The organism is Oceanisphaera sediminis, assembly GCF_039539745.1.
GTDB classification, from domain to species: Bacteria; Pseudomonadota; Gammaproteobacteria; order Enterobacterales; family Aeromonadaceae; genus Oceanimonas; species Oceanimonas sediminis.
In genome coordinates, this window is record NZ_BAABDS010000030.1 from 1 (window position 1) to 21,870 (window position 21,870).

Sequence of the window (21,870 nt, forward strand, 5' to 3'; positions counted from 1 at the left end):
CCATAATCTGGCCCACCATATTTCTGTATATAAATACAGTGTAGACACAGTTAACTCATACATAGCCAATGTAATTGGTATAATGCCTAAAATCAGCCCGCTACCGCCTGTGCCCGGACGGCGGGGAAATCACCCGATAACCACGCTGATAGGAACGATAGTAATTACCGCCGTGATAGTAGTAAGGGTCTCCACCCAGGCTGAAGCTGACATAACCACCGGGCAGGCCATGCACTATGGTACCCAGCGGCAGGGTCACCGAGATATGTGCTCGCGAAGAATGCTGCTCACGATAATAGTGACGAGGCGGCTGATAATAATACTGCTCCACCACCCTTGCCCTGCGCGGAGCGTACCGATAGTGACGATGATGCCTGTGATGCCGAGCGTGTTTACGGTGCTTGAAATGCTTGCCGTAGTGCTTGCCATAGTGCTGATTCTGGTGCCTGTCGTAGCCCTGCTTATATCCTCGGCCATCACCGCGCCCCTCTCTGTCTGCCAGCACCTGCGGTGCCATCAGGCCAAAGGTCAGCGCCCCGAGCAGAGGCAACAGCCAGCGACGACGTTTGAAAAGTTGCAGTGTCATGGGTGTCTCCTCCTCTTGACAACTATCGGCATGGGGTAACCGATGAGTGTGGAGATACCTTGATTATGGGCCAGATCCAAAGATAACGACAGCCCGGCCTGACCTTGATGGTCAGCCTGTATCAGGAGTAATCGAGAGCTATTGCCCCGTTTGACTCACGTTGTGCTTATTGATCGAGAAAACGTCCCTGCAGCATTTCACGCTCACGCTGACATTCGGCCAGATAAATGGCGGCAACAACGGCAGAGTGAGTGTGATAATCATCAACGGCTTTGGATACCATTAATTCCAGTGTCTTGTCATTCTTGGCCATGCGAAATTTACGCAGCCAGTAAAGCTTGTCGGTCAATTCCCGATCAAGGGTGTTTTCTTCTATCATAGATGGGAAATAATCCAGTGAAGTTATCGAACCGGTGAGACTGTCGGTTCGGCAAAATAATCGAAACAATGAAACCGTCGAAAAAGGAGCCTTGACGGCTCCCTTAAGTATTAACGGCTTTTGGGTACAAAGCCAATCACATCATATACCTTTTCCAGGGTCTGTACAGCTTTCGCCCGGGCCTTGTCGGCACCCAGCGTCAGTATTCTGCACAGCTCTGCCTCGTCTTCCCGCAGCTCGTGAAAGCGGCGCTGAATCGGCTCCAGCATGGCCAGCACCGCTTCGGCCGTCTCGGTTTTGAGGTGGCCGTACATCTTGCCTTCGAAGTGCTGTTCCAGCTCGGGAATGGAGCGACCGCTGGCGCCGGCCATCAGCGTCAGCAGGTTGGAAACCCCCGGCTTGTTTTCCACATCGAAACGTACCACTGGCGGATCTTCGGAATCGGTGACCGCCCGCTTGAGTTTCTTGGCGATGACCTTGGGGTCTTCCAGCAGTCCGATGAAGTTGTTGACGTTATCGTCGGACTTGGACATCTTTTTGGTCGGCTCCTGCAGGCTCATGATGCGCGCGCCGTCTGCGGGAATGAAAGGCTCGGGCACGGTGAACACCTCACCGTAAAGCTGATTGAAACGGTAGGCCACGTCCCGGGTCAGCTCCAGGTGCTGCTTTTGATCGTTACCTACCGGCACCTGGCTGGTCTGGTACAGCAGTATGTCCGCCGCCATCAGCGCCGGATAGGTGAACAGGCCGGCGTTGATGTTTTCGGCATAGCGGCTGGACTTGTCCTTGAACTGGGTCATGCGCGACAGCTCGCCGAACTGGGTATAACAGTTCAGAATCCAGGAAAGCTCCGCATGCTCGGGCACATGCGACTGCACGAAAATGGTGCTCTGGGCCGGATCCAGGCCGATGGCCATATAAAGTGCCGCCGCATCCAGACAGGCCGAGCGCAGTGCTTGTGGGTCCTGACGTACGGTAATGGCATGCATGTCCACGATGCAGTACAGGCAGTCGTAGTCCTGCTGCATCTTCACCCACTGGCGCAGGGCGCCCATGTAGTTGCCGATGGTCAACTGCCCGGAAGGCTGGGCGCCGCTGAAAACAATTGGTTTAGCCATGATTATCCTTTCTGTGTTCATTTTTTAGCAACAGGTCGAGCAGCCCGCGAATATCGCTCATCACCCAGTCCGGGTGGCTTTCGGCGATATCCCGGCCATAGTTGTAACCATAAGTCAGACCCACCACCGCCATGCCGGCCGCCTTGGCCGCCAGCACATCATTTTCGGAATCGCCGATCATCAAAGAGCGCGCCGGCGTAATATTCAGCTCACGACACACATGCAGCAGCGGGGCCGGATCGGGCTTTTTCTGCGCCAGGCTGTCACCGCCCAGCACCAGGGAGAAGTAATCGCTCAGATCCGCCGCCGCCAGAATGGCAGGAACAAAGCGGTAGGGCTTGTTGGTGACGATAGCCAGCGTCTTGCCGGCCTGGTGCAACTGATGCAGGGTATCCAGCACACCGGGATAAAACACCAGCTCGTGCTCGGCTACCCCTTCATAGGCAACGTCGAACGCCGCTCGCGCTTCTTGCTGCTGTGTGGCGTCCGGCTCGCACTCGAGCGCATTGATGAGGGCGCGACGCACCAGCATGTCGGCCCCGTTACCCACCCAGTGGCGCACCGCCAGCTCGTCTGCCGACGCATGGCCCAGCTGTTCCAGCATGCGGTTTACCGCCAACGCCAGCTGGGGCACGCTGTCGATCAGGGTGCCGTCCAGATCGAACTGGATAAGCTCGATGTTATCCACGAACGCTGGCCAGTTCATTGCGCATTCGGTCGATCACCGTCTTGTAGTCGGGCTGGCTGAAGATGGCGGAGCCGGCCACAAACATGTCGGCACCGGCCTCGGCGATGGCACGAATATTGTCGACCTTGACGCCACCGTCGATTTCCAGCCGAATGTTGCGACCGCTTTCATCGATGCGACGACGAGCCTGGCGCAGCTTGTCGAGGGTGCCGTCGATAAAGGACTGGCCGCCAAAACCGGGGTTGACCGACATCAGCAGGATCACGTCCACCTTGTCCATCACGTAATCCAGGTAGCTCAGCGGTGTAGCCGGGTTGAACACCAGGCCGGCCTGACAGCCCTGCTCCTTGATCAGCCCCAGGGTGCGGTCGATATGATCGGACGCCTCGGGGTGAAAGGTGATAATGGAGGCGCCGGCCTCGGCAAACTGGGGCACCAGGCTGTCTACCGGCTTGACCATCAGATGAACATCGATGGGCGCCTGAATGCCGTAGTCGCGCAGCGCCTTGCACACCATGGGGCCTATGGTCAGGTTGGGCACATAATGGTTATCCATCACATCGAAGTGCACCACGTCGGCGCCCGCTTGCAGCACCTGGGCCACGTCGTCACCCAGGCGGGCAAAGTCGGCAGAAAGAATAGAGGGGGCAATCAGGTAATCGGTCATCAAAGTTCCCTTGAGCGCAAAAAACCGTCCAATTCTACCCCAGTGCCCGGTGATTCTCTAGCAAGCCGTCTATGCTTGGCTGACATTCGCCAGGACGAGGAAATGATGAGCTGGAAACACAGGCTACAGGCGGTGGCGGCGGCGCTGTTCGGGGTGCAGTCACAAAAGAACCGGCAGCAACAGTTCAGCGGCAGCCCCTGGCCCTATCTGGGCCTGGGGGCACTGGCCATCGTCGGGCTGGTGCTTGTCTTGCTGCTGGTGGTACGGCTGGTGCTTGATACCTGAGGAGTGAAGCGTGAGGGATAAAGGCTGAAGAGCGAGGGGTGAGGGATTGTCACCTCACGCCTGTTTCTCACTCCGATTCCTCACCGCCGCCGGGTGCGAACAGGGCCAGCAGTTCGTCTACTTTCTTGCGATTGTGCGCATGGCGGCTAATGGTACGCTTGACCGCCACCACTTCCAGATCCGCATCTCGATACAGTTCCCGCGTCAGCGGAATATCATGGTTGCTGATCAGCACCGGTACGCCACGGGTGGCGGTTTCCCGCGCCAGCCGGGCCAGAATCGCCTGATCATCCAGCGTAAAGCCGTTGGCGGCGTAGGTGGTAAAGCTGGCGGTGGACGACAGCGGCGCATAGGGCGGGTCGCAGTAAAACACCTGATCCGCATCGGCCCGGGCAAACACCTCGGTATAGCTCTGGCAGACGAAGGTGGCCCTCTGTGCTTTCTCGGCAAAGAACCACAGCTCCCGTTCGGGGAAATAGGGTTTTTTATAGGCGCCGAAGGGCACGTTGAAACCGCCTTTCTTGTTATAGCGGCACAGGCCGTTATAACCATGCCGGTTCAGGTACAGGAACAACAAGGCTCGCCGGTAGTGATCCCGTTCCTGATTAAAATCGACCCGAAAGTCGTAATAGGTGGTCTTGTCGTTGTTGGCGGCGGTAAACAGGGCGGCGGCATCGCGGATAAAGGCGTCCGGCCGGGTCTTGAGCAGCTGATACAGATGGATCAAGTCCGCATTGATATCGGCCAGTACATAGGCTTCAAAGTCGGAATTCAAAAATACCGAACCTGCGCCTACAAAGGGTTCCACCAGCACTCGGCCTTCGGGTAGACGCCGATTGATGCTGTCTACCAGGCCGTATTTACCGCCGGCCCATTTCAGGAATGCCCGAGTTTTAGTCATTGTCGTCATCAAAGCCTAACCGGTGAAGGGCGCGCATTGTAACCTCAAGCCAACCCCATGACTATGGTTTGACTTCTTTTTGCACCTGAGCGAAGGGTTTGGGCCAGGGTTTGGCCGCCTGCAGCTCGGATGGCAGAGAGCCGATACCGCGACGCGCCAGCTCCGGTGACACAAAATCGCCAAATACCAGTACAAACCAGGGCTGTCCGTTGATGCTGCGGGGATACACCCAGCTCGGGGCCAGGCGATGGCGCGTGGCCACTTTCTCCAGTGCCGTCCGATCACGACTGGCCATCAGCTGCAGCGTATAACGGCCACCGGACTTTTGCATCAGCGCCGACAGGGGGCTCAGCCCCCCGGTGTTGGCCGACTGCCGAGCGGCAGGTGCAGGCTGCGCCGAACCTGCCGAGGTATCCGGTCTGGCCGTCGGCTCGGGGGTCGCCTTGCGCTGCATCAGCTTGCTGACCACCTTGTCTTCGATCACCACCCGCTCCTTGTCGCTGTCGTCCGGTGTTTCGGCAACGCGCGTACTGATGGCCGGGGTATCGGGCAAGGATTCGACCGGCCATTCCCGCACCACGCTATCACCCGCAGGCTCGGGTGTAGACGTTTCGGTATCGGGTACCGGAGTCGGTATCGGCGGCGGTAACGCCAGCTCTTGCTCCTGCTCGAAAGGCTGAACCAGTTCGGGCGCAGACGACTCGGAGTCATCCAGCAGACTGACGATAATAATCAACAGCACCACCACGATCAGCGCGGTGAGCAGTATCTTGACGGACTTCTGCTCCACCAGCTGGCGATAACCTTGTGTTTTCATCTGCGGCTCCACGGTGTCAATCACATCGCCGGGATATTGAATATCATGCGATGTGGCGGGGGGGGATTGGTATCCCAAAGCGTGCCATAAGTCCTGCTTGTCCGTCGTGGTCAACGGCGGCACTTCCACTTCAAGCACCCGGGATCTCATCGTATCATCAAGCTGATGACACACCTGCCCGGCCCAGCCGGCCGAGCCGATCAGCACCATGAAAGGCCTGACCGAAGCCGGCAACGCCAGATACAGCTCCACTAGCTCCTGTAACAGTATATCGGTCAGCCACTCGGCATTGTCCACCACCAGCAAGCGTTTGTGCAGACTGGCCGGCAACAGCCTGGCCATGGAGTCCGATAACGAGTCTTCGGAGTCGAACACGGTTCCCGGAAACCAGCGGCCAAGCAGTGCATCACGAAAACGGGCATGACTGTCGAGCGCTTCGGCATCCAGCAGCACCGGCAGCATCAAGGCCGTTTCTTCGGTCAGCCGGTGGGCCAGGTAGGACTTGCCGGCACCTTCGGGCCCGGTGAGCAGAATAAAATCGGTATCGAGGCGGGAAAGGTGCAGCAGCCGCGCCAGCAGCTGCTGCTGAGAGGAGAAGGGAAGATTAACCGCGTCGGTCACGGTGTCCGTTCCGACGCCACCACCTGCGCCAGCTGCTGCTCGGTGACATCATCCACCACCTGAGCGCGGCCGATGCCGACCGGCAGCACCAGGCGCAACTTGCCGGCCAGCACTTTCTTGTCACGCAGCATATGCGGCAGATAATGGTCGAGTGTCATCTCGGCAGGCCCCAGCACCGGCAGATGCGCCTTGATCAACAGGCTTTCTACCCGGGTAACCTCGGCAGCACTCATTTCACCGCGCAGGTGGGCGGTATGGCAGGCCTGCATGGTGCCGGCGGCGACCGCCTCGCCATGCAACCAATTGCCATAACCCATTTCCGCTTCGATGGCATGGCCGAAGGTATGCCCCAGATTGAGCAGGGCACGAACGCCATGTTCCCGTTCATCAGAGGCCACCATGTCCGCCTTGATTTCACAACAACGACGAATGGCATAGCTCAGCGCATCCGCCTCGAGCCGTTGCAGGCGCGGCAGATTCTGCTCCAGCCAGTCGAAGAAGTCGGCGTCCCAGATAATGCCGTACTTGATCACCTCGGCCAGGCCGGCGGCAAATTCCCGCTCCGGCAGCGTTTGCAGGCACAGGGTATCAATCAACACCATTTGGGGCTGATAGAAGGCACCGATCATGTTTTTGCCCAGCGGGTGGTTCACCGCTGTCTTGCCACCGACGGAAGAGTCAACCTGCGCCAGCAGGGTGGTCGGCACCTGAATAAAGGGTACCCCGCGCTGGTAACAGGCGGCGGCAAAGCCGGTCAGATCACCAATTACGCCGCCACCGAGGGCAATCAGGGTGGTATCTCGCCCGTGATTACCGGCCAGCAAGGTTCCCATCACCTGATTGAAGGTGTCCAGGGTCTTGAACTGCTCGCCGTCGGGTAACACCAGTGACTCGACCTGCAGCGGCGCCAGCGCCGTCAGCAGGGTATCGAGATACAGGGGTGCCACCACTTCGTTGGTCACGACCAGCACCTTGTTGCCCTTGACCATGTCCCGCAGCAGCGAGCCCTGTGACAGGGTGCCTTCGGCAATAACAATGGGGTAGCTGCGCTCACCCAGATTGACGGTTAACCTTTCCATGGAGCTCCTGTCCGTTACAGGCCGATCAATTCGGCTATCTGATTGGCGACCAGTTTGGCGCCCTGTTCGTCGGTGCGCACCACATAATCGGCAATTTCCAGATACAGGGCGTTGCGCTCGGCAGCCAGTCGCTCCAGCACTTCCTGCGGCGGCTCTTCGGTTTGCAGCAGCGGACGGCGCTTGTCTTTCTGTACCCGGGCCAGCTGCTTCTCGACCGGCGTTTCCAGATACACGACGATGCCACGAGCCGACAGCCGGTTACGGCTCTCTTTGCTCTTGATGGAACCACCGCCGGTAGCCAGCACTATGCCCTGCAGTTCGCTCAGATCGTTGATCACCTTTTCTTCGCGTTGGCGGAAGCCTTCTTCGCCTTCGACATCAAATACCCAGCTGATATCGGCACCGGTACGATGCTCGATCTCATGATCGGAGTCATAAAACTCCATATGCAGTTGCTGCGCCAGGTATTTACCGATGGTGCTCTTGCCCGCACCCATAGGCCCTACAAGGAAGATATTGCGTTTCTCAGCCATGTTACACGAAATTCTCACAAACAAATGCGCCCCACGAACACCGCAGGGTCGACGATGGACCTGACCTTAACTTTCTGAAATTGGACGCCGAATTATCGCAACTGCGCCGGTCGCTGGCAAGGGTAATACCCGCCACGGGGCCAAAGAAGCCCGGAGCGAGACACGGCTCCATGCAGTTGCCCTTGCGCCCAAGTTCCCGTTTCTGGTCTGTTTGATGACGGCTTTGCCCCGGCTTGCAGGGGCAAAGCGTCCTGGAGTTCAAATACTGTCGTGCACAATACGGGGGGTGACGAAGATAATCAACTCGCGTTTCTTGTTGCTGTCACTGGTGGTTTTAAACAACCGGCCCACCACCGGGATGTCGCCAAGCCAAGGCACCTTGGTCACACTACGCAGGATATTTTGCTGAAATATTCCCCCCAGCACCAGGGTTTCACCGTCGTTCACCAGCACCTGGGTAGTGATCGACTGGGTATTGATCGCCACCGCCTCTCCCCCCGTCGCCTGGGGAATGCGCTCTCCAATAGAGTCCTGAGTAATGGTCAAATCCAGTACCACCCGGTTATCGGGGGTGATTTGCGGCGTGACCTTGAGGCTGAGCACCGCATCCTGAAACTCGACTTGAGTGCCACCGTCACTGGCAGAGGAAAACGGTACCTGGGTCCCCTGCTCGATCAACGCCGGCTTCTGACTGGAGGTGGTGACCCTTGGACTGGCAATAATCTCTGCCCGGTTCTCCCGCTCCAGCGCCGACAATTCCAGATCGAGCAACCGGCCGCCGCCGAGCTTGGCAACCTGAAAGGCGATGTTACCCGCCGCTCCCGCCGCCGGCAGATTCACGTTCAGCGAGTTGTCATCATCACCGGCACGAATGCCCTCCAGGGTACCGCTCACCGACTGTTCATTACGGCCGGAACTGCTGTCGTTGCTGTAGCCCCAGCGCACCCCGAACGCCTCCTCGAAACCGTCGTCGATGGTCACCATGCGCGCTTCGATCACCACCTGCTTGATGGGAATGTCGAGCAGAGAAAGCATGCGCTTTATGCTGTCGATGCTTTGCCGGGTATCCTTGATCACCAGCATGTTGGTTCTGTCATCGACCGCGATGGCGCCCCGCTCGGTCAGTAAACCGGTGCTTTCATTGGTCAGCAAGGCCACCACATCCACCGCCTTGGCATAATTCACCTGCAAAAACTCGGTGACCAGCGGTGCCAGCACTTCCTTGGCCTGACGATTCTCGAGCTGTTGCTGCTCTTGTTGCGCCAGCTCTGTCGCCGGCGCCACCAGCAGAATATTGCCGTCCAGCCGCTTGTCCAGCCCTCGCACCTGCAATATGGTGTCCAGCGCCTGCTCCCAAGGCACCCCATCGAGCCGCAGGGTCAGGTTGCCCTGTACCGAGTCGGTGGTGACCAGGTTGAAGTTATTGAAATCGGCGATCAGCTGCAGCACGGTGCGTACCGGAATATCCTGAAAATTCATCGAGATCGGCTTGCCGGTATAGTGTCGGCCCGATTTCACCGAGGACTTAGCCTCGGTCGGTCTGGCCAGCTCCAGCACAAACAGACGCGCCGATTGATCGTAGCGATAATCGAAGCGGCCAGAGGTCTCGACCATCACCAGCACATCGCTCCCTTCACGGCGGCTGCGAATACGGTTGACCAGGGTGCCGAAATCGTTGACATCCAGCACCTGCAGCAGGGCATCGTCAATATGGGTGTTGTGAAATTTGGCGGTCAGCCGGTTTCCCTTGACCTGCATGTCGACTGCGGCGGTGGACTTGTCCAGTTGCACCAGCACCTGCCCCTGACCATCGCGACCACGACGAAAATCGATACCGGTAATGACATTGATCGCCCCCGGCGGCAGAACAGAACCCTGGTTGTCGACACCGCTGACGCCCTCGCCCAGCAGCAGCAACACGCGATTATCCTCGCGTTGTAACCGGTATGGCTGCATGGACTCCATCATCAGGGCCACCTCCAGATTGGAGCCAACCCGGCGCACATCCACGGAGCTGACCCCCTGCCGTTCGATAGGCAGCAGGTTATCCGGTAATGCGGAGAAACCATCGGGAATTTGCAGCACCAGTCGATCCGGGTTCTGGCGCACCACATCGGTCAGCAGTGACGGAGGAGCATCAAACTCCAGCTCCAGCATCAACTGATTTCCAGCCAGAGGATTGACCCGCAGGCTTTCCAGGCTAACGGCGGCCAGTAGCTGGCCAAATGGAACCAGGCTGAGTGCCAGGCTGCACATCAGCTTTATCACCATCTGTCTTGTCATAGCGCACTCCATGCCTATTGTTTTTATTTTGCTTCGGATAACACCAGCCGGGTTGTCCTGGTTTCCCAACAGCCTTCGCCATCGGGAATATATTCTTTAAGCGTTAACTCGTTGGTGGTGATCCCCACCACCTCACCGAGATTCAGCCCCATGCGTTGTCCTGTCTTTACCCGATGCGTCACCCCGTCCTGGGTACGGATCAGTGCCGACAGACCTCGCTTGTCACCCAGGGTACCGCGCAGTGACAGATTATCGAGCGAATAACGTTCCAGTACCTCTGCCGGTCGCTCATGATCGGGCAGATCGCAATCGGCCGTTGAATTGTCCGGTTTTTTGATGTTCTCCGGTTGTGGGTGTCCAAAGGGGCTGCGTTGCGAGTCGGGCTGATAGGTCTCGGGTACAAACGCCTCGGTCTTGGGCTCTGGCTCCGGTGGCGCGACGGGACGCGCTTTCACCTCGGCCACGTAGTGATTCAGATCCTGATCATCGATGCACGCCGTCAACAGCAGCCCGGCCAACAGGAGGAAGATTCTCATTTGGCCTCCTGCTCGTTATATTTGTAGGTCTTGGCCAGCATCGACATGCTCAGCTGATCGGCCCCGGCCCGGGACAAATTGAAGCTGTCGATGATCACGATGCGGGGCAAGGCCGCCACATCGGCCACAAAATGCCCCAACTGATGATAATCACCGCTGACAATAATGCGCATCGGCAACTCGGTTGAAAACTCGCTCGGTTTTTCCGCCTCCCAGTTGATGCGCTCCAGGCGCAGACCATTGTCGGTCGCCATAAAGCTGATGTCATCAAGCAGGCCGGCTATTTCCAGCGTGTTGGGCAGCTTGCGTAACTGGGCGTTCAACTCCGCCTGCAACTCCTCCAGTTGCAGCCTGGAGCCGGGCAAACCACCCGCCTGCTGTGCTTTTTCCTCGAAGGTCAGCTTCAGCTTTTGCTCCTGCGCCTTGCTCCGGTCCAACCGGGCGAGGCTGTCGGTAATCAGAAAATAACCGACCGCACCGGCCAGCAGCGCACACGCAAGAGCAATGGCAATGATCTTGGCCAGCCGCGGCCACTGGCCGATATTCTCGAAGTCCAGTTCATTCAGCTGTTGCCAGTTCATTGGATGACTCCCGGTGTTTGCGCCTGCACCCTGAGCTGCATCGAAAACTGGCTCAGGGCAATAGGCTGCCTGTCGCTGGCAAAAATGGAGCTGATACGGGGTTCATACAGCCAGTCACGGCGCTCTACCTGTCGAATCATGTTGGCCACCCGAGGATAGGCTTCGGTTTTGCCGACAATATCGATACGATTGTCGACCACATTGAGCGAACTGAGATAAACCCCGGGCGGCACCAGCTCGGGCAACTGATTGAACAGCCGCACCGAGAGGTTACGTCGCTGCTGAAAACTGTCGATCAGACTCATTCGCTCCAGCAGTTTGATACGCTGCTCCCTGATATCGTGCATCTCTCCCAGTATCAGATCCAGTTTGGCCGTCTCGTTCTGTAGAAACTGATTTCGCTGCTGCTGTCGGGCGGTCTGCTGATTAATCCACATGTTCACCATCAGCATCACCGACACCGTGATCAGGGAAGCGACCGCCAGTGCCACCATGAATTGTTTTTTCTGTGCCGCACGAACGCTTTCGCGCCAAGGTAACAGGTTTATATTGGACATGGGGTAAAACTCCTCAGGGCCAGCCCCAGCGCCGTGGTAAAGGCCGCCGCATCGGGGGAGTGCTGCGGCATACCGTGAAACAGCCGCTCAAAGTCCGGCAGCAGTACCGGCAGGCTCAGCTCCTGTTGCAGTATCTGCGCCAGCTCCGCCAACTGGCTCCCGCCGCCGCTGAGAAACAGGGCTGAAGGGGGCTTATTACCGGAGCTGCTGCAAAACAGCTGAATATTCCGGCGAATGTGCTGCAGCAAGACATTGATATACAGCTGTTCGATATCTTCCCGCAGTTCGGCGGGAAAGGTGTTGTCTACCTTGGCCTGCTCCACACGCTCTGCCGGCATATCACTCATTCTGGCCAGATCCCGGCTCAGCTGGGCGCCCCCGAAGTTTTGCAAGCGACTATGAATGACTTCGCCCTCGTCCATCACCGCAAAGGTCAGGCATTCGGCGCCGATGTCCACCACGGCCAGCAGACTGGCTTCGGTCTTTTCTGCCGCCAGACAGGCATTGACTCCTCGCGCCAGGGCATGCACACCGATATCCACCACCCGAGTGTTCCAGCCTGCCAGCTCCAGGGCACTGACGCGACTGTTGATGCTTTCGGTACGGGCGGCACTCAACAGAATATTATCCCGGTCCGGGTGGTTGTCATTGATGCCAAGGCGTTCGTAATCCAGGCTGATCTCGTCGAGCGGAAAGGGAATATGCTGTTCCGCTTCCAGTAATATCTGGGTTTCCAGCTCTTCGTGCGACAGACTGCGCGGCACCAGAATCGTCTTGGTGGTCACACTGCTGCCGGTCACCGCGGTTGCAACCTGGTCACAACGGCTGTTCAGTTTTCGCCGTAACAGCTTGAGCGCCATCACTACCTGCTCCATATCCTGTAACTGGTGATCGACGATACTGCCCTTGGGCGTGGGAACACTGGCCATGGCTTCGAGCTCATACTGACCCGGTTTTCCTTTCAGGGCCAGTGCCTTGATGCTGTTCATCCCGAAATCGATTCCAATCATTCCCTGGAAGCCTTTGCGTCTGTTCAGGTTCAACATAATCATCCATGTGGTTGTTATGATGGGTCTTGATAATAATATATAGACTCAAATAAATCGCTAAGGTTAACGCAGTATAAAAACAAAGCACTCGAACAATACCGCCGACACAGGATATACTTGCTCACTATTTGATTAAAAAATGATTATCGGGTGTTATCTTCATGCTCAAATGGCTCATTCGCCTGTTTTTATTCGGTCTCTTTCTGGCTCTGAGCGGCGTGGCCGCCGTGTTTGTACTTTATCAACAGATCAAGCCCGAACTTCCCGATGTGTCCGCGCTCAAGGACATACGCCTGGAAACGCCGATGCGTATCTTCAGTCAGGACGGCGAACTCATCTCTCAATATGGCGAACAGCGCCGCTATCCCCTTACCGTGGCACAGATGCCCCCCTTGCTGATCGACGCCTTTCTGGCCACCGAAGACGACCGCTTCTATGAACACCCGGGCATCGATCCCATCGGCATCAGCCGGGCAGCATTCGTCTGGCTGACCACCGGCGAAAAACGCCAGGGCGCCAGCACCATTACCCAGCAGGTGGCGAGAAACTTCTTCCTCACCCGGGAAAAGACCGTGATCCGCAAGATCAAGGAAATTTTCATTGCCCTGCATATCGAATCGCTGCTCAGCAAAAACGAAATCCTCGAGCTCTATCTCAATAAAATTCCGCTCGGCCATCGCTCTCATGGGGTCGGTGCCGCCGCCCAGGTGTATTACGGCAAGGAAGTCGGCGACCTGACGCTGGCGGAAATGGCGATGATCGCCGGTCTGCCCAAGGGGCCGTCCATCTTCAACCCCATCAGCAACCCCCGTCGCGCCGAAGAGCGCCGGGCCGTGGTACTGGGTCGCATGCTGGACACCGGCAAGATCAACCGCTCGCAATATAACGAGGCGATGGCAACGCCGGCGGCGGCCCGCTATCACGGTGCCGAAATCACCCTCAAAGCCCCCTATCTGGCAGAGATGGCGCATCAATTTGCCCTGACAATGTTCGGTAAAGAGGCCTACACCCGCGGCCTGAGCGTGTACACCACGGTGCAGTCAAATGAGCAGATGGCCGCCAATACCGCTTTGGTCGATGGCCTGCTGGCCTATGATCTGCGCCATGGTTATCGTGGCCCGGTGGCCAGCCTGTGGCAAAACAGTCCCTGGAGCCTGGAGCAGATTGAACAGCATCTTGAGCAACAGCCGAGCTACTGGCCGCTGGAGCCGGCGGTAGTGACCGCCGTGGCCGAGCGCAGCGCCACCCTGATCATCAAGGACAGGGGCGAGGTGCAACTCGACTGGGATGGCATTAAATGGGCTCGTCGTTACATCACCGACAAGCGTCAGGGCCATGCCCTGCGCCAGGCCAAAGAGGCGCTCAGTCCGGGCGATCAAATCTGGGTGCGCCCGCGGGAAGAGCAACAGTGGATGCTGACCCAGGTGCCCGAGGTCAACGGTGCCCTGGTGGCACTGGAGCCGTCCAGCGGCGCGGTCACGGCGCTGGTGGGCGGCTTCAACTTCACCCTCAACAAGTTCAACCGCGCCCAGCAAGCCGAGCGCCAGATGGGCTCCAACATCAAGCCCTTTATCTATTCGGCGGCACTGGACAGCGGCTTCACCCTGGCCAGCATGATCAACGATGCGCCCATCAACCACTGGGACGCGGGCAGCGGCAATGCCTGGAAACCGCGCAATTCGCCCAATGTCTATGATGGCCCGATCCGCATTCGGGAAGCGCTGGCCCGCTCCAAGAACGTGGTGTCCATTCGCCTGCTGCGGGATACCGGCATTCCGGTGGCCATGCAGCGGCTGAATGACTTTGGCTTCGACACCAGCAAGATTCCCGCCACCGAAAGTCTGGCGCTGGGCTCGCCTTCCGCCACCCCGCTGCAGATGGTGACCGGCTATGCGGCCTTTGCCAATGGTGGCGCGCGGGTGACGCCCTTCGTGGTACAGCGCATCGAAGATGCCCAGGGCATTGTGCTGTATGAGGCCGAACCCGGCCGAGTGCCGGTGATCAGCGAAGAAAATGCCTTTCTGGTCAGCCAGGCACTGAACTCCGCCATTCTGGGCGGAACCAGTAACGGCCGACGCTGGAACGGCACCGGCTGGCGTGCCGGTCGGGCGCTGCAACGCCGGGACATCTCCGGCAAGACCGGTACTACCAACGACTCGCGCGACGCCTGGTTTTCCGGCTTTACCCCCGATAGGGTAGCCACCGCCTGGGTCGGGTTCGACGATTTCGGTCGTCCGCTGGGCCGCACCGCGCACAATCCCAATCTGGGCGCGAAGCAAACGGCCGGAGGCGAGTTTGGCGGCAGTACCGCCCTGCCCATCTGGGTTGATTACATGAAGGTGGCGCTGAAAGAGCATCCGGAGCAGCCACGCCCGGTGCCGGAACATCTGGTGACCGCCACCATCGACACCGGCAGCGGCCTGCTCAGCCATGGCGATGGCATGACCGAGTACTTTATCGAAGGCACGGAGCCAAAGCGTTACGGTCGTCCGGAGAACCGGCAACAGTTTGGCGGCACCAGCCTGACCGACGAGCTGTTCTGAACTACCGGCATATGATCAGATGGGTATTATACCAAACAGATTAAATAACTGATCTATTTGGTGGCTCTGTACAAGTCGGATAAAAGACCCGCTCCTCCGACACGCCGTGAATACCTCCATGTAGGCTCCGCCGCGCCGTCCTTGGCGCGGAGGGTCGGCGGAGCAGATCCCTTTATCCTCCCTGATGCCAGCGAGTTGCCTGTTGGCACCGTCTACAGACAACTCGGTATTTGAGAAGAGGCAACAGAGATCGACTCCCACGACCGTGAAATGCCAGGGACGGCATTTCCGAGCTTACAGGGAAGTACTTGTAGCGTGTCGTGGGAGGTGGCTGTGTTGCCTCTGATCTCAGATTTAAATTAATGATCAGATCTTTATGCAAATTGGTATTACAACAGCCCCTTGATCAACTGCCTGATCACCTTGGCCATTTCGTTGAAACAGGGTCGTCGCACCGAATGAATGCGATACAGCAGGGAGATGGTGCGGTGGGGCTCGGGATTCACTACCGGCAGGTAATTCACCCCCAGATTGCCATTGTGCAAACCAACCGCCAGCTGCGGGATCAGGGTCAGCCCCGACCCTGCCGCCACCATGTTGCGCAGGGTTTCCAGGCTGGTGGCCTGAAAATGGTTATCTTCACCGATACCGGCGGCAAAGCAGAAACCCATGGCCTGATCCCGCAGGCAATGGCCGTCTTCCAGCATCAGCAACTTTTCTCCCTGCAGCTCGTTCAATGCAATCTGTTCACGACCGGCCCAGGCATGCTCGGTCGGCAACGCCAGCATCATTGGCTCGTCATATAATGGCAAGGAGCCGAAGTTATCCATGCTATCAAGCTGAGCCAGGATCAGGCAGTCCAGATCGCCGTCGGCCAGTTGCTTCAGCAGGGTATGGGTCTGGGCTTCGTACAGGTAGATGTGCAGCTCGGGGAAATGCTGTTTCAGTACCGGAATGATATGGGGCAGCAGATAAGGGCCGACGGTCGGGATCAGGCCGATGTGCAACTCGCCCGACATCGGCTCGGTAAAGGTGCGGGCGGTATCGCGCAGTTCCTTGGTTTCTGCCAGTACCCGGCGGGCCTGGGCGGTAATGGCGTCACCGGCCGGGGTAAACAGCACCTTGCGCGAGGTGCGTTCCATCAGCACCACGCCCAGCTCGTCTTCCAGCTTGCGCAGCTGGCCGCTCAGGGTCGGTTGACTGACAAAACATTTTTCCGCCGCCTTGCGAAAGTGGCGCTCTTCGGCCAGCGCCACCAGATATTCCAGATCCCTTAAATTCACGTCTTCCCCGTTATCAGCATGCGCGTTTGCGGCCATCATTACCGATTTAACCGCAAATGAAAAGCCGGCCCGGGGCTAGCTCCCCACCCCGCACTCCATGCAGGGATCCCCCATGGCGGCTCCCTGCCGCAGGCTGGTGTGCAGATCCCGCAGTGCGGTTCTGAGTCCCTCTTCCACGACCGGGTGATAAAACGGCATGGTCAGCATTTGCGCTACCGTCATTCGACTCTGATGCGCCCAGGCCAGCAGGTGAGCCAGGTGCTCCGCATCCGGCGCCGTCATTTCGGCACCGAGAAACAAGCCGCTGCCCGGCTCGCCATAGAGCCGCAGCAATCCCTGATTACGCCGCATCACCCGGCTGCGGCCCTGATCCTCAAAGCTCGCCTGACCGATGGCGAAACCGCCATCCCCGTAACGCCGCTCAAGCTCAGCGAAACTGTTGCCTACCATGGCGATTTGCGGCGCGGTAAACACCACCGACAGAGTGCTGTGGCGCAAACCGGCCCGCACCTCGGGATAACGACCCGCGTTATCCCCGGCGATGCGTCCCTGATCGCTGGCCTCGTGCAACAGCGGCAACAGGTTACTGGCGTCACCGGCCACAAAAATATGCGCCACACTGGTCTGCATGGTGCAGGGATCCACCACCGGCACGCCCCTGTCGTCCCGCTTGATGTTCAGCGACTCAAGGTCCAGGCGGTCAACATTGGGCTGCCGACCGGTGGCGGCAATCACATAGTCCACCGTAATGCCTTCGGTCACGCCTTCGGCATTGCAAAAGTCGATGTCCACCTGCTCGCCGTTGCGCTCCATGCGCTGCACCTCGGCATCCGCATCGAGAAAGAATTCCTGCTGTAAATGATGTTCGGCGCAGGCCATCACCCGAGGATCGGTAAAGGGGCCAGTCTTGCCTCCCATGCCAAACATCCAGACGCGAACGCCCAGCCGGTGCAGCGCCTGCCCCAGCTCCAGGCCGATAACGCCGGGGCCGAACACCGCCACCGAGCTCGGCAACCTGTCCCACTCGAACACATCGTCGTTGATCAGCAGTCGATCACCGAGACGACGCCAGTCATCCGGATAGACGGGCCGGGATCCGGTGGCGATCACCACGGTTTTCGCCTCGATTCGAGTATGATCATCCACCAGCAGTGTGTGTTCATCCTGGAAACGTGCATGACCGACGATCTTGTGCTCGTCCGCTATCGAGGCCACCGAGTCGAGCACAAAGCCGACGAAGCGATCCCGCTCGGCCTTGAGCCGGGACATGACCGCATGCCCATCGATGACCAACTCGCCCGGATAAATGCCAAAACCGGGTGCCTGACGCACCTGATGCGCGCTGTCGGCGGCGGCAATCAACAACTTGGAAGGCATGCAGCCCACCCGGGCACAGGTGGTGCCATAGGGACCGTTTTCAATCATGATCACATGCTTATGATGGGCACGGGCGGCACGCCAGGCCGCCAGCCCGGCGGTACCGCTACCAATAATGGCGACCTCGGCGCTGATATGCTTGAGCACGACGAACCTCCGGGATGGAAAGCGGGAATGGGAATAACCGGAACAGGAAAAAGGGGCTTTCGCCCCTTTACTCTAGTTTATGCCAGATGCTCTGCCAGCTCGTCGCTGCCGCCGATATGTCGGCCATCGATGAAGATTTGTGGCACCGTGCTGCGGCCCGATACCGCCTTCAGGCTTATGCTGGTGGCATCCTGACCCAATATCACTTCTTCATAGCGCATGCCCTTCTCCAGCAGCAGTTGCTTGGCGCGGGCACAGAAGGGACAACCCGGCTTGCTGAACAGGGTAATGGCAGATGGCTTGGCCGCCTGCGGGTTGATGTGCGCCAGCATGGTATCGGCGTCCGATACTTCGAAGGGGTCACCCGGCTTGTTGGGCTCGATGAACATTTGCTCTATGATGCCGTTTTTCACCAGCATGGAATAACGCCAGGAGCGCTTGCCGAAGCCCAGATCCTGCTTGTCGACCAGCATGCCCATGCCATCGGTGAACTCGCCATTACCATCGGGAATTACCCGAATGTGCTCCGCCTCCTGATCCTTGAGCCAGGCGTTCATGACAAAGGTATCGTTGACGCTGATACAGATAATGTCGTCCACGCCGTTTTCAAACAACACCGGCGCCAGCTCGTTGTAACGCGGCAGGTGAGTGGAAGAGCAGGTCGGGGTAAAGGCGCCGGGCAAAGAGAACACCACCACCGTCTTGTCCTTGAAGAGCTCGTCAGAGGTCACGTCGACCCAATGCTCGCCCTGACGGGTTCTGAAGGTAACCTGGGGAATGGCCTGGCCGGTTTTATCAGTCAACATAGAGTGATCCTTATTCGGTACGTTTCGCTTGAGTAGGGTCATTATGCCTACAACCAACCCATTGCTGAAATCGTTATAACCAACAACTTTGATAATCTTTAGCTATCAACAACCATAAAAAGCGGGAACCCTGTGCGACCAGGGTTCCCGCTTAAATACCTCACGCCTCTATGTCGGCATGGGAGAGCATTATGCTCAGCCGGCAACACCCAGGCCAGGTTCCGGCATGGTCTCGGGTACCGACTCCGGCACCCTGGCCATGGCCGCTTCTACCACCTCCGGGCCGGCACCGGGTTTATGGGCGTTTTCACTCAGGTGACGTCGCCAGGCCCGCGCGCCCGGCAATCCCTGAAAGATGCCCAGGGTATGGCGGGTAACATTGCCAAGATAGGTGCCCCGGGTCAGCTGCTGCTCTATGTAGGGCAGCAGGTTGCGCACCACCTGATGGCGGCTGGGCACCTCATGCCGGTCACCGAACAGCGCCGCATCCACCTGCGCCAGCAGGTAGGGGTTTTGATAGGCTTCGCGGCCCAGCATAACGCCATCCAGATGCGTCAGATGCTGTTTCGCCTCTTCCAACGTCTTGATGCCACCGTTCACGGCGATGGTCAGCGCGGGATAGTCGCGCTTGAGCCGATACACCCGTTCGTAGTCGAGCGGCGGGATTTCGCGGTTTTCCTTGGGGCTAAGGCCCTTGAGCCAGGCCTTGCGGGCATGTACCACCAGCGCATCGACTCCGGCGTCCACCAGTCCGTCGACCAGAGTACAGAGAAACGCGTAGCTGTCCTGTTCATCGATGCCGATGCGGGTTTTCACCGTCACCGGAATCGCCACCGCCGCTTTCATGGCGGCCACGCTGTCGGCCACCCGCCGGGGCTCGGCCATCAGGCAGGCACCAAACATGCCGTTTTGCACCCGATCCGAGGGGCAACCCACATTGAGGTTGATTTCGTCATAGCCGCGCTGTTCGGCAAGCTCCGCACAACGGGCCAGCGCTTGCGGATCACTGCCACCCAGTTGCAGCACCAGTGGATGCTCCTGCTCGCTGAATGCCAGATAATCACCCTTGCCGTGAATAATGGCGCCGGTGGTCACCATTTCGGTGTACAGCTGGGCATGGCGGCTGAGCAGGCGATGAAAATAACGGCAATGACGATCCGTCCAGTCGAGCATGGGAGCAACGGAAAAACGGGCGCTGGGATAATGACTCATGAAGGTGACGACTTTTTGACCAAAGAGCCGGGCATTATACCCAAGCTGGCTCACAGACCCAACCTTGATCGGGTGAAGGCGGATCCGGCTGTGGTAAGATGCGACCAGAAGTCATTAAAGGTCATCATCATTCATGTCGATTCAACACCAGCTTGAGCGTGCCGAGCAATTGTGTCAGCAGCGTGGCGTGCGTTTTACCCCCACCCGCCGCCACGTTTTTACCCTGATGGCCGGGCACAAGGGTGCGGTCAGCGCCTACGATTTGCTGGACCGGCTCAAGGAGCTGGAGCCCAACGCCAAGCCGCCCACCGTGTACCGGGCGCTGGACTTTTTGCTGGCGCAGGGGTTCGTACACAAGGTGGAATCGCTCAATGCTTTTTTGTTCTGTGATCATTTTGCCGAGCATCATCCCATGCAATTGCTGATTTGCACCCACTGCGGCCAGGTGGTCGAGCTGCACGACGAAGCCATCAACAATGCGTTCGAGCATCAGGCCCGACTACACGGCTTTGCCATCACCAGCCAATCCATCGAGGCGCATGGTCATTGCCAACAGTGCCAGGCGGAACATTCGAACTGCTGATATAGTTAATGTATTCCATCTCGACAAGGATGCACGATGGGTACGCTAATCAAAGGACTGTTACTGCTGCTGGTCGCCTTTTTACTGGCGAGCGAGGTCAACATGAGTACCTCGCTCTACCGCTACCAAGATAACCAGATTGAAATCACCTTCCCGGTCTGGCAGACCGATACTCCCTGGTATTATCTGAAATGGAACCCGGCCAAGAACGAGTTTATTCATCGTCGTGGATCCGAATCATGATCCGGATCAGCCCATAAAACACCGGCCATGCTACCCTCGCCTGTTGTTCATCAACAACTGTCGAGGCCATGGCCCCTGTGCTGACCATACTGTTGCCCCTGATGCTGGCGCTGATGACCCTGGTGATGGGCATGACGCTGGAAACTCACCACTTCAGCCGTTTACGGCAAAAACCTCGGCCCCTGATACTGGGGCTGGCCATGCAATGGGGATTGCTGCCACTGCTGGCTTGGTTATTGATTGTGGCTCTGGATCTGCCTACCACCACCGCGGCGGCACTGATCCTGATTAGCGCCGCGCCCGGCGGCGCCACCTCCAATATGTTCAGCTTTCTGGCCGACGGCGACACCGCCCTTTCCATCAGCCTGACCGCATGTGTCGGCCTGCTGGCCCCACTGTGGATGCCGGTGGCCATCATGATCCAGTTACCCTGGCTCGGCATCGACAACGGCACCCTGGCGCTGCCACTGGGGCCGACCATGACGCAGCTGGCCTTGATCTGCATCGTGCCGGTGGTGGTTGGCATGATGATTCGCCGCTACCACCGCACCTGGGTGGATCGGCATCAACCTCGCTTGAAACAGCTGGTCGGGTTTCTGTTCATGCTGCTGCTGCTGGCGCTGGTGGCCCGCAACCTGCAGCAGCTGCCGTCGCTGCTGGGTCGCTCGGCGCTGGCCATGTTGCTGTTGTGCGCCCTGGCGCTGAGTGCCGGGTATCTGCTGGCCAGGCTGGCCCGCTGCCCGGCGGCAAGCTGCCGCAGTCTGGCGTTTGAAGTCGGCATTCAGAACGGCGCCATCGCCATTCTGGTGGCCTATACCCAACTGGGATCCGACGAGCTGGCGATGATGGCGCTGCTGTACGGCATTCTGATGAACCTGCCGGCGCTATTGCTGCTGGCCTGGTTTCGATCCCGGACACCGGCCCCCTTGTTCAGCCGTCAATAACCCTATTACCACAGACGTAAGCAGGTACAAAAAAGGCCAGCCCCTAACGGGG

Annotated in this window: 23 protein-coding genes; 5 read left to right on the forward strand and 18 right to left on the reverse strand. The window is 58.4% G+C overall.

What is annotated here, in order from left to right:
- Window positions 1-100 precede the first annotated feature (100 nt).
- The 5 genes from ABD827_RS09970 to rpe all read right to left on the reverse strand — a co-directional run bounded on the left by ABD827_RS09970 (window position 101) and on the right by rpe (window position 3,438).
- A complete protein-coding gene (locus ABD827_RS09970) occupies window positions 101-586 on the reverse strand; it encodes a DUF6515 family protein (RefSeq protein WP_344964585.1) in 486 nt (161 codons plus the stop codon).
- Between the two features lie 166 nt (window positions 587-752).
- Complete coding sequence (locus ABD827_RS09975) at window positions 753-965, reverse strand: hypothetical protein (protein ID WP_298719467.1); 213 nt, start codon at window positions 963-965, stop codon at window positions 753-755.
- 110 nt (window positions 966-1,075) lie between these two features.
- A complete protein-coding gene (gene trpS, locus ABD827_RS09980) occupies window positions 1,076-2,083 on the reverse strand; it encodes a tryptophan--tRNA ligase (RefSeq protein ID WP_344964588.1) in 1,008 nt (335 codons plus the stop codon).
- Window positions 2,076-2,789 carry a phosphoglycolate phosphatase gene (locus tag ABD827_RS09985; RefSeq protein WP_344964591.1) on the reverse strand — a complete coding sequence of 238 codons (714 nt, stop codon included), beginning with the start codon at window positions 2,787-2,789 and terminating at the stop codon, window positions 2,076-2,078. The genes trpS and ABD827_RS09985 overlap by 8 nt, the downstream gene beginning before the upstream one ends.
- Window positions 2,764-3,438, reverse strand: coding sequence for a ribulose-phosphate 3-epimerase (rpe, locus tag ABD827_RS09990; protein WP_344964593.1), 675 nt, complete (start codon window positions 3,436-3,438; stop codon window positions 2,764-2,766). The genes ABD827_RS09985 and rpe overlap by 26 nt, the downstream gene beginning before the upstream one ends.
- A 102-nt stretch (window positions 3,439-3,540) precedes the next feature.
- Between rpe and ABD827_RS09995 the strand changes: the two genes are divergently transcribed.
- Complete coding sequence (locus ABD827_RS09995) at window positions 3,541-3,723, forward strand: DUF2970 domain-containing protein (protein WP_344964595.1); 183 nt, start codon at window positions 3,541-3,543, stop codon at window positions 3,721-3,723.
- A 67-nt stretch (window positions 3,724-3,790) separates the two neighbouring features.
- On the opposite strand, the gene ABD827_RS10000 is transcribed toward ABD827_RS09995, so the two are convergent.
- The 9 genes from ABD827_RS10000 to pilM form a co-directional block, all read right to left on the reverse strand.
- Window positions 3,791-4,624 carry a Dam family site-specific DNA-(adenine-N6)-methyltransferase gene (locus ABD827_RS10000; protein ID WP_344964596.1) on the reverse strand — a complete coding sequence of 278 codons (834 nt, stop codon included), beginning with the start codon at window positions 4,622-4,624 and terminating at the stop codon, window positions 3,791-3,793.
- A 61-nt stretch (window positions 4,625-4,685) separates the two neighbouring features.
- Window positions 4,686-6,062, reverse strand: coding sequence for an AAA family ATPase (locus tag ABD827_RS10005; protein ID WP_344964598.1), 1,377 nt, complete (start codon window positions 6,060-6,062; stop codon window positions 4,686-4,688).
- Complete coding sequence (gene aroB, locus ABD827_RS10010; protein WP_344964600.1) at window positions 6,059-7,141, reverse strand: 3-dehydroquinate synthase; 1,083 nt, start codon at window positions 7,139-7,141, stop codon at window positions 6,059-6,061. Before aroB ends, ABD827_RS10005 begins: the two co-directional genes overlap by 4 nt.
- Window positions 7,142-7,155: 14 nt before the next feature.
- The gene (aroK, locus tag ABD827_RS10015; RefSeq protein WP_104486184.1) at window positions 7,156-7,674 is read right to left on the reverse strand and encodes a shikimate kinase AroK; all 519 of its coding nucleotides are present in this window, start codon (window positions 7,672-7,674) and stop codon (window positions 7,156-7,158) included.
- A 258-nt stretch (window positions 7,675-7,932) separates the two neighbouring features.
- Window positions 7,933-9,957 (reverse strand): type IV pilus secretin PilQ, encoded by a 2,025-nt coding sequence (locus ABD827_RS10020; protein ID WP_425567985.1) that lies wholly within the window; start codon window positions 9,955-9,957, stop codon window positions 7,933-7,935.
- A gap of 23 nt (window positions 9,958-9,980) precedes the next feature.
- On the reverse strand, window positions 9,981-10,493 hold the full coding sequence (locus tag ABD827_RS10025) for a pilus assembly protein PilP (RefSeq protein ID WP_344964604.1): 513 nt from the start codon (window positions 10,491-10,493) through the stop codon (window positions 9,981-9,983).
- The gene (locus ABD827_RS10030) at window positions 10,490-11,074 is read right to left on the reverse strand and encodes a type IV pilus inner membrane component PilO (protein ID WP_344964606.1); all 585 of its coding nucleotides are present in this window, start codon (window positions 11,072-11,074) and stop codon (window positions 10,490-10,492) included. The genes ABD827_RS10025 and ABD827_RS10030 overlap by 4 nt, the downstream gene beginning before the upstream one ends.
- Window positions 11,071-11,631: a PilN domain-containing protein gene (locus ABD827_RS10035; protein ID WP_298719492.1), complete on the reverse strand. Its 561-nt coding sequence runs from the start codon at window positions 11,629-11,631 to the stop codon at window positions 11,071-11,073. Before ABD827_RS10035 ends, ABD827_RS10030 begins: the two co-directional genes overlap by 4 nt.
- Window positions 11,619-12,641, reverse strand: a complete 1,023-nt coding sequence (pilM, locus tag ABD827_RS10040; protein WP_344964609.1) for a type IV pilus assembly protein PilM — start codon at window positions 12,639-12,641, stop codon at window positions 11,619-11,621. The genes ABD827_RS10035 and pilM overlap by 13 nt, the downstream gene beginning before the upstream one ends.
- Window positions 12,642-12,841: 200 nt before the next feature.
- Here pilM and ABD827_RS10045 point away from each other — a divergent pair, with 200 nt between their 5' ends.
- Window positions 12,842-15,223 carry a penicillin-binding protein 1A gene (locus tag ABD827_RS10045; RefSeq protein ID WP_298719496.1) on the forward strand — a complete coding sequence of 794 codons (2,382 nt, stop codon included), beginning with the start codon at window positions 12,842-12,844 and terminating at the stop codon, window positions 15,221-15,223.
- A 389-nt stretch (window positions 15,224-15,612) separates the two neighbouring features.
- Here ABD827_RS10045 and oxyR read toward each other — a convergent pair whose 3' ends face one another.
- The 4 genes from oxyR to dusA form a co-directional block, all read right to left on the reverse strand.
- Window positions 15,613-16,506 carry a DNA-binding transcriptional regulator OxyR gene (gene oxyR / locus ABD827_RS10050; protein ID WP_344964611.1) on the reverse strand — a complete coding sequence of 298 codons (894 nt, stop codon included), beginning with the start codon at window positions 16,504-16,506 and terminating at the stop codon, window positions 15,613-15,615.
- Between the two features lie 75 nt (window positions 16,507-16,581).
- The gene (locus ABD827_RS10055; RefSeq protein ID WP_344964613.1) at window positions 16,582-18,030 is read right to left on the reverse strand and encodes a dihydrolipoyl dehydrogenase; all 1,449 of its coding nucleotides are present in this window, start codon (window positions 18,028-18,030) and stop codon (window positions 16,582-16,584) included.
- A gap of 77 nt (window positions 18,031-18,107) precedes the next feature.
- Entirely contained in the window at window positions 18,108-18,836 is a 729-nt protein-coding gene (locus ABD827_RS10060) for a glutathione peroxidase (protein ID WP_344964615.1), read from the reverse strand.
- A 195-nt stretch (window positions 18,837-19,031) separates the two neighbouring features.
- Complete coding sequence (dusA, locus tag ABD827_RS10065; RefSeq protein WP_344964685.1) at window positions 19,032-20,048, reverse strand: tRNA dihydrouridine(20/20a) synthase DusA; 1,017 nt, start codon at window positions 20,046-20,048, stop codon at window positions 19,032-19,034.
- A 133-nt stretch (window positions 20,049-20,181) separates the two neighbouring features.
- Here dusA and zur point away from each other — a divergent pair, with 133 nt between their 5' ends.
- From zur to ABD827_RS10080, 3 genes are all read left to right on the forward strand, one after another.
- Window positions 20,182-20,631, forward strand: a complete 450-nt coding sequence (zur, locus tag ABD827_RS10070) for a zinc uptake transcriptional repressor Zur (protein ID WP_298719500.1) — start codon at window positions 20,182-20,184, stop codon at window positions 20,629-20,631.
- A gap of 36 nt (window positions 20,632-20,667) precedes the next feature.
- Window positions 20,668-20,874, forward strand: coding sequence for a hypothetical protein (locus ABD827_RS10075; RefSeq protein WP_298719502.1), 207 nt, complete (start codon window positions 20,668-20,670; stop codon window positions 20,872-20,874).
- 68 nt (window positions 20,875-20,942) lie between these two features.
- Window positions 20,943-21,818 carry a bile acid:sodium symporter family protein gene (locus ABD827_RS10080; RefSeq protein WP_344964618.1) on the forward strand — a complete coding sequence of 292 codons (876 nt, stop codon included), beginning with the start codon at window positions 20,943-20,945 and terminating at the stop codon, window positions 21,816-21,818.
- Window positions 21,819-21,870: the final 52 nt, after the last annotated feature.

Excerpts from the sequence above, each read along its gene's own strand:
- ABD827_RS10035 (WP_298719492.1), bottom strand. The coding sequence starts at position 11,631 with ATGTCCAATATAAACCTGTTACCTTGGCGCGAAAGCGTTCGTGCGGCA.
- ABD827_RS09995 (WP_344964595.1), top strand. The coding sequence starts at position 3,541 with ATGATGAGCTGGAAACACAGGCTACAGGCGGTGGCGGCGGCGCTGTTC.
- ABD827_RS10060 (WP_344964615.1), bottom strand. The coding sequence starts at position 18,836 with ATGTTGACTGATAAAACCGGCCAGGCCATTCCCCAGGTTACCTTCAGA.
- aroB (WP_344964600.1), bottom strand. The coding sequence starts at position 7,141 with ATGGAAAGGTTAACCGTCAATCTGGGTGAGCGCAGCTACCCCATTGTT.
- ABD827_RS09985 (WP_344964591.1), bottom strand. The coding sequence starts at position 2,789 with ATGAACTGGCCAGCGTTCGTGGATAACATCGAGCTTATCCAGTTCGAT.
- ABD827_RS10080 (WP_344964618.1), top strand. The coding sequence starts at position 20,943 with ATGGCCCCTGTGCTGACCATACTGTTGCCCCTGATGCTGGCGCTGATG.
- aroK (WP_104486184.1), bottom strand. The coding sequence starts at position 7,674 with ATGGCTGAGAAACGCAATATCTTCCTTGTAGGGCCTATGGGTGCGGGC.
- zur (WP_298719500.1), top strand. The coding sequence starts at position 20,182 with ATGTCGATTCAACACCAGCTTGAGCGTGCCGAGCAATTGTGTCAGCAG.
- trpS (WP_344964588.1), bottom strand. The coding sequence starts at position 2,083 with ATGGCTAAACCAATTGTTTTCAGCGGCGCCCAGCCTTCCGGGCAGTTG.
- ABD827_RS10025 (WP_344964604.1), bottom strand. The coding sequence starts at position 10,493 with ATGAGAATCTTCCTCCTGTTGGCCGGGCTGCTGTTGACGGCGTGCATC.
- pilM (WP_344964609.1), bottom strand. The coding sequence starts at position 12,641 with ATGATTGGAATCGATTTCGGGATGAACAGCATCAAGGCACTGGCCCTG.
- ABD827_RS10000 (WP_344964596.1), bottom strand. The coding sequence starts at position 4,624 with ATGACTAAAACTCGGGCATTCCTGAAATGGGCCGGCGGTAAATACGGC.
- ABD827_RS10030 (WP_344964606.1), bottom strand. The coding sequence starts at position 11,074 with ATGAACTGGCAACAGCTGAATGAACTGGACTTCGAGAATATCGGCCAG.
- rpe (WP_344964593.1), bottom strand. The coding sequence starts at position 3,438 with ATGACCGATTACCTGATTGCCCCCTCTATTCTTTCTGCCGACTTTGCC.
- ABD827_RS09975 (WP_298719467.1), bottom strand. The coding sequence starts at position 965 with ATGATAGAAGAAAACACCCTTGATCGGGAATTGACCGACAAGCTTTAC.
- ABD827_RS10075 (WP_298719502.1), top strand. The coding sequence starts at position 20,668 with ATGGGTACGCTAATCAAAGGACTGTTACTGCTGCTGGTCGCCTTTTTA.
- ABD827_RS10045 (WP_298719496.1), top strand. The coding sequence starts at position 12,842 with ATGCTCAAATGGCTCATTCGCCTGTTTTTATTCGGTCTCTTTCTGGCT.
- dusA (WP_344964685.1), bottom strand. The coding sequence starts at position 20,048 with ATGAGTCATTATCCCAGCGCCCGTTTTTCCGTTGCTCCCATGCTCGAC.
- ABD827_RS10020 (WP_425567985.1), bottom strand. The coding sequence starts at position 9,957 with ATGACAAGACAGATGGTGATAAAGCTGATGTGCAGCCTGGCACTCAGC.
- ABD827_RS09970 (WP_344964585.1), bottom strand. The coding sequence starts at position 586 with ATGACACTGCAACTTTTCAAACGTCGTCGCTGGCTGTTGCCTCTGCTC.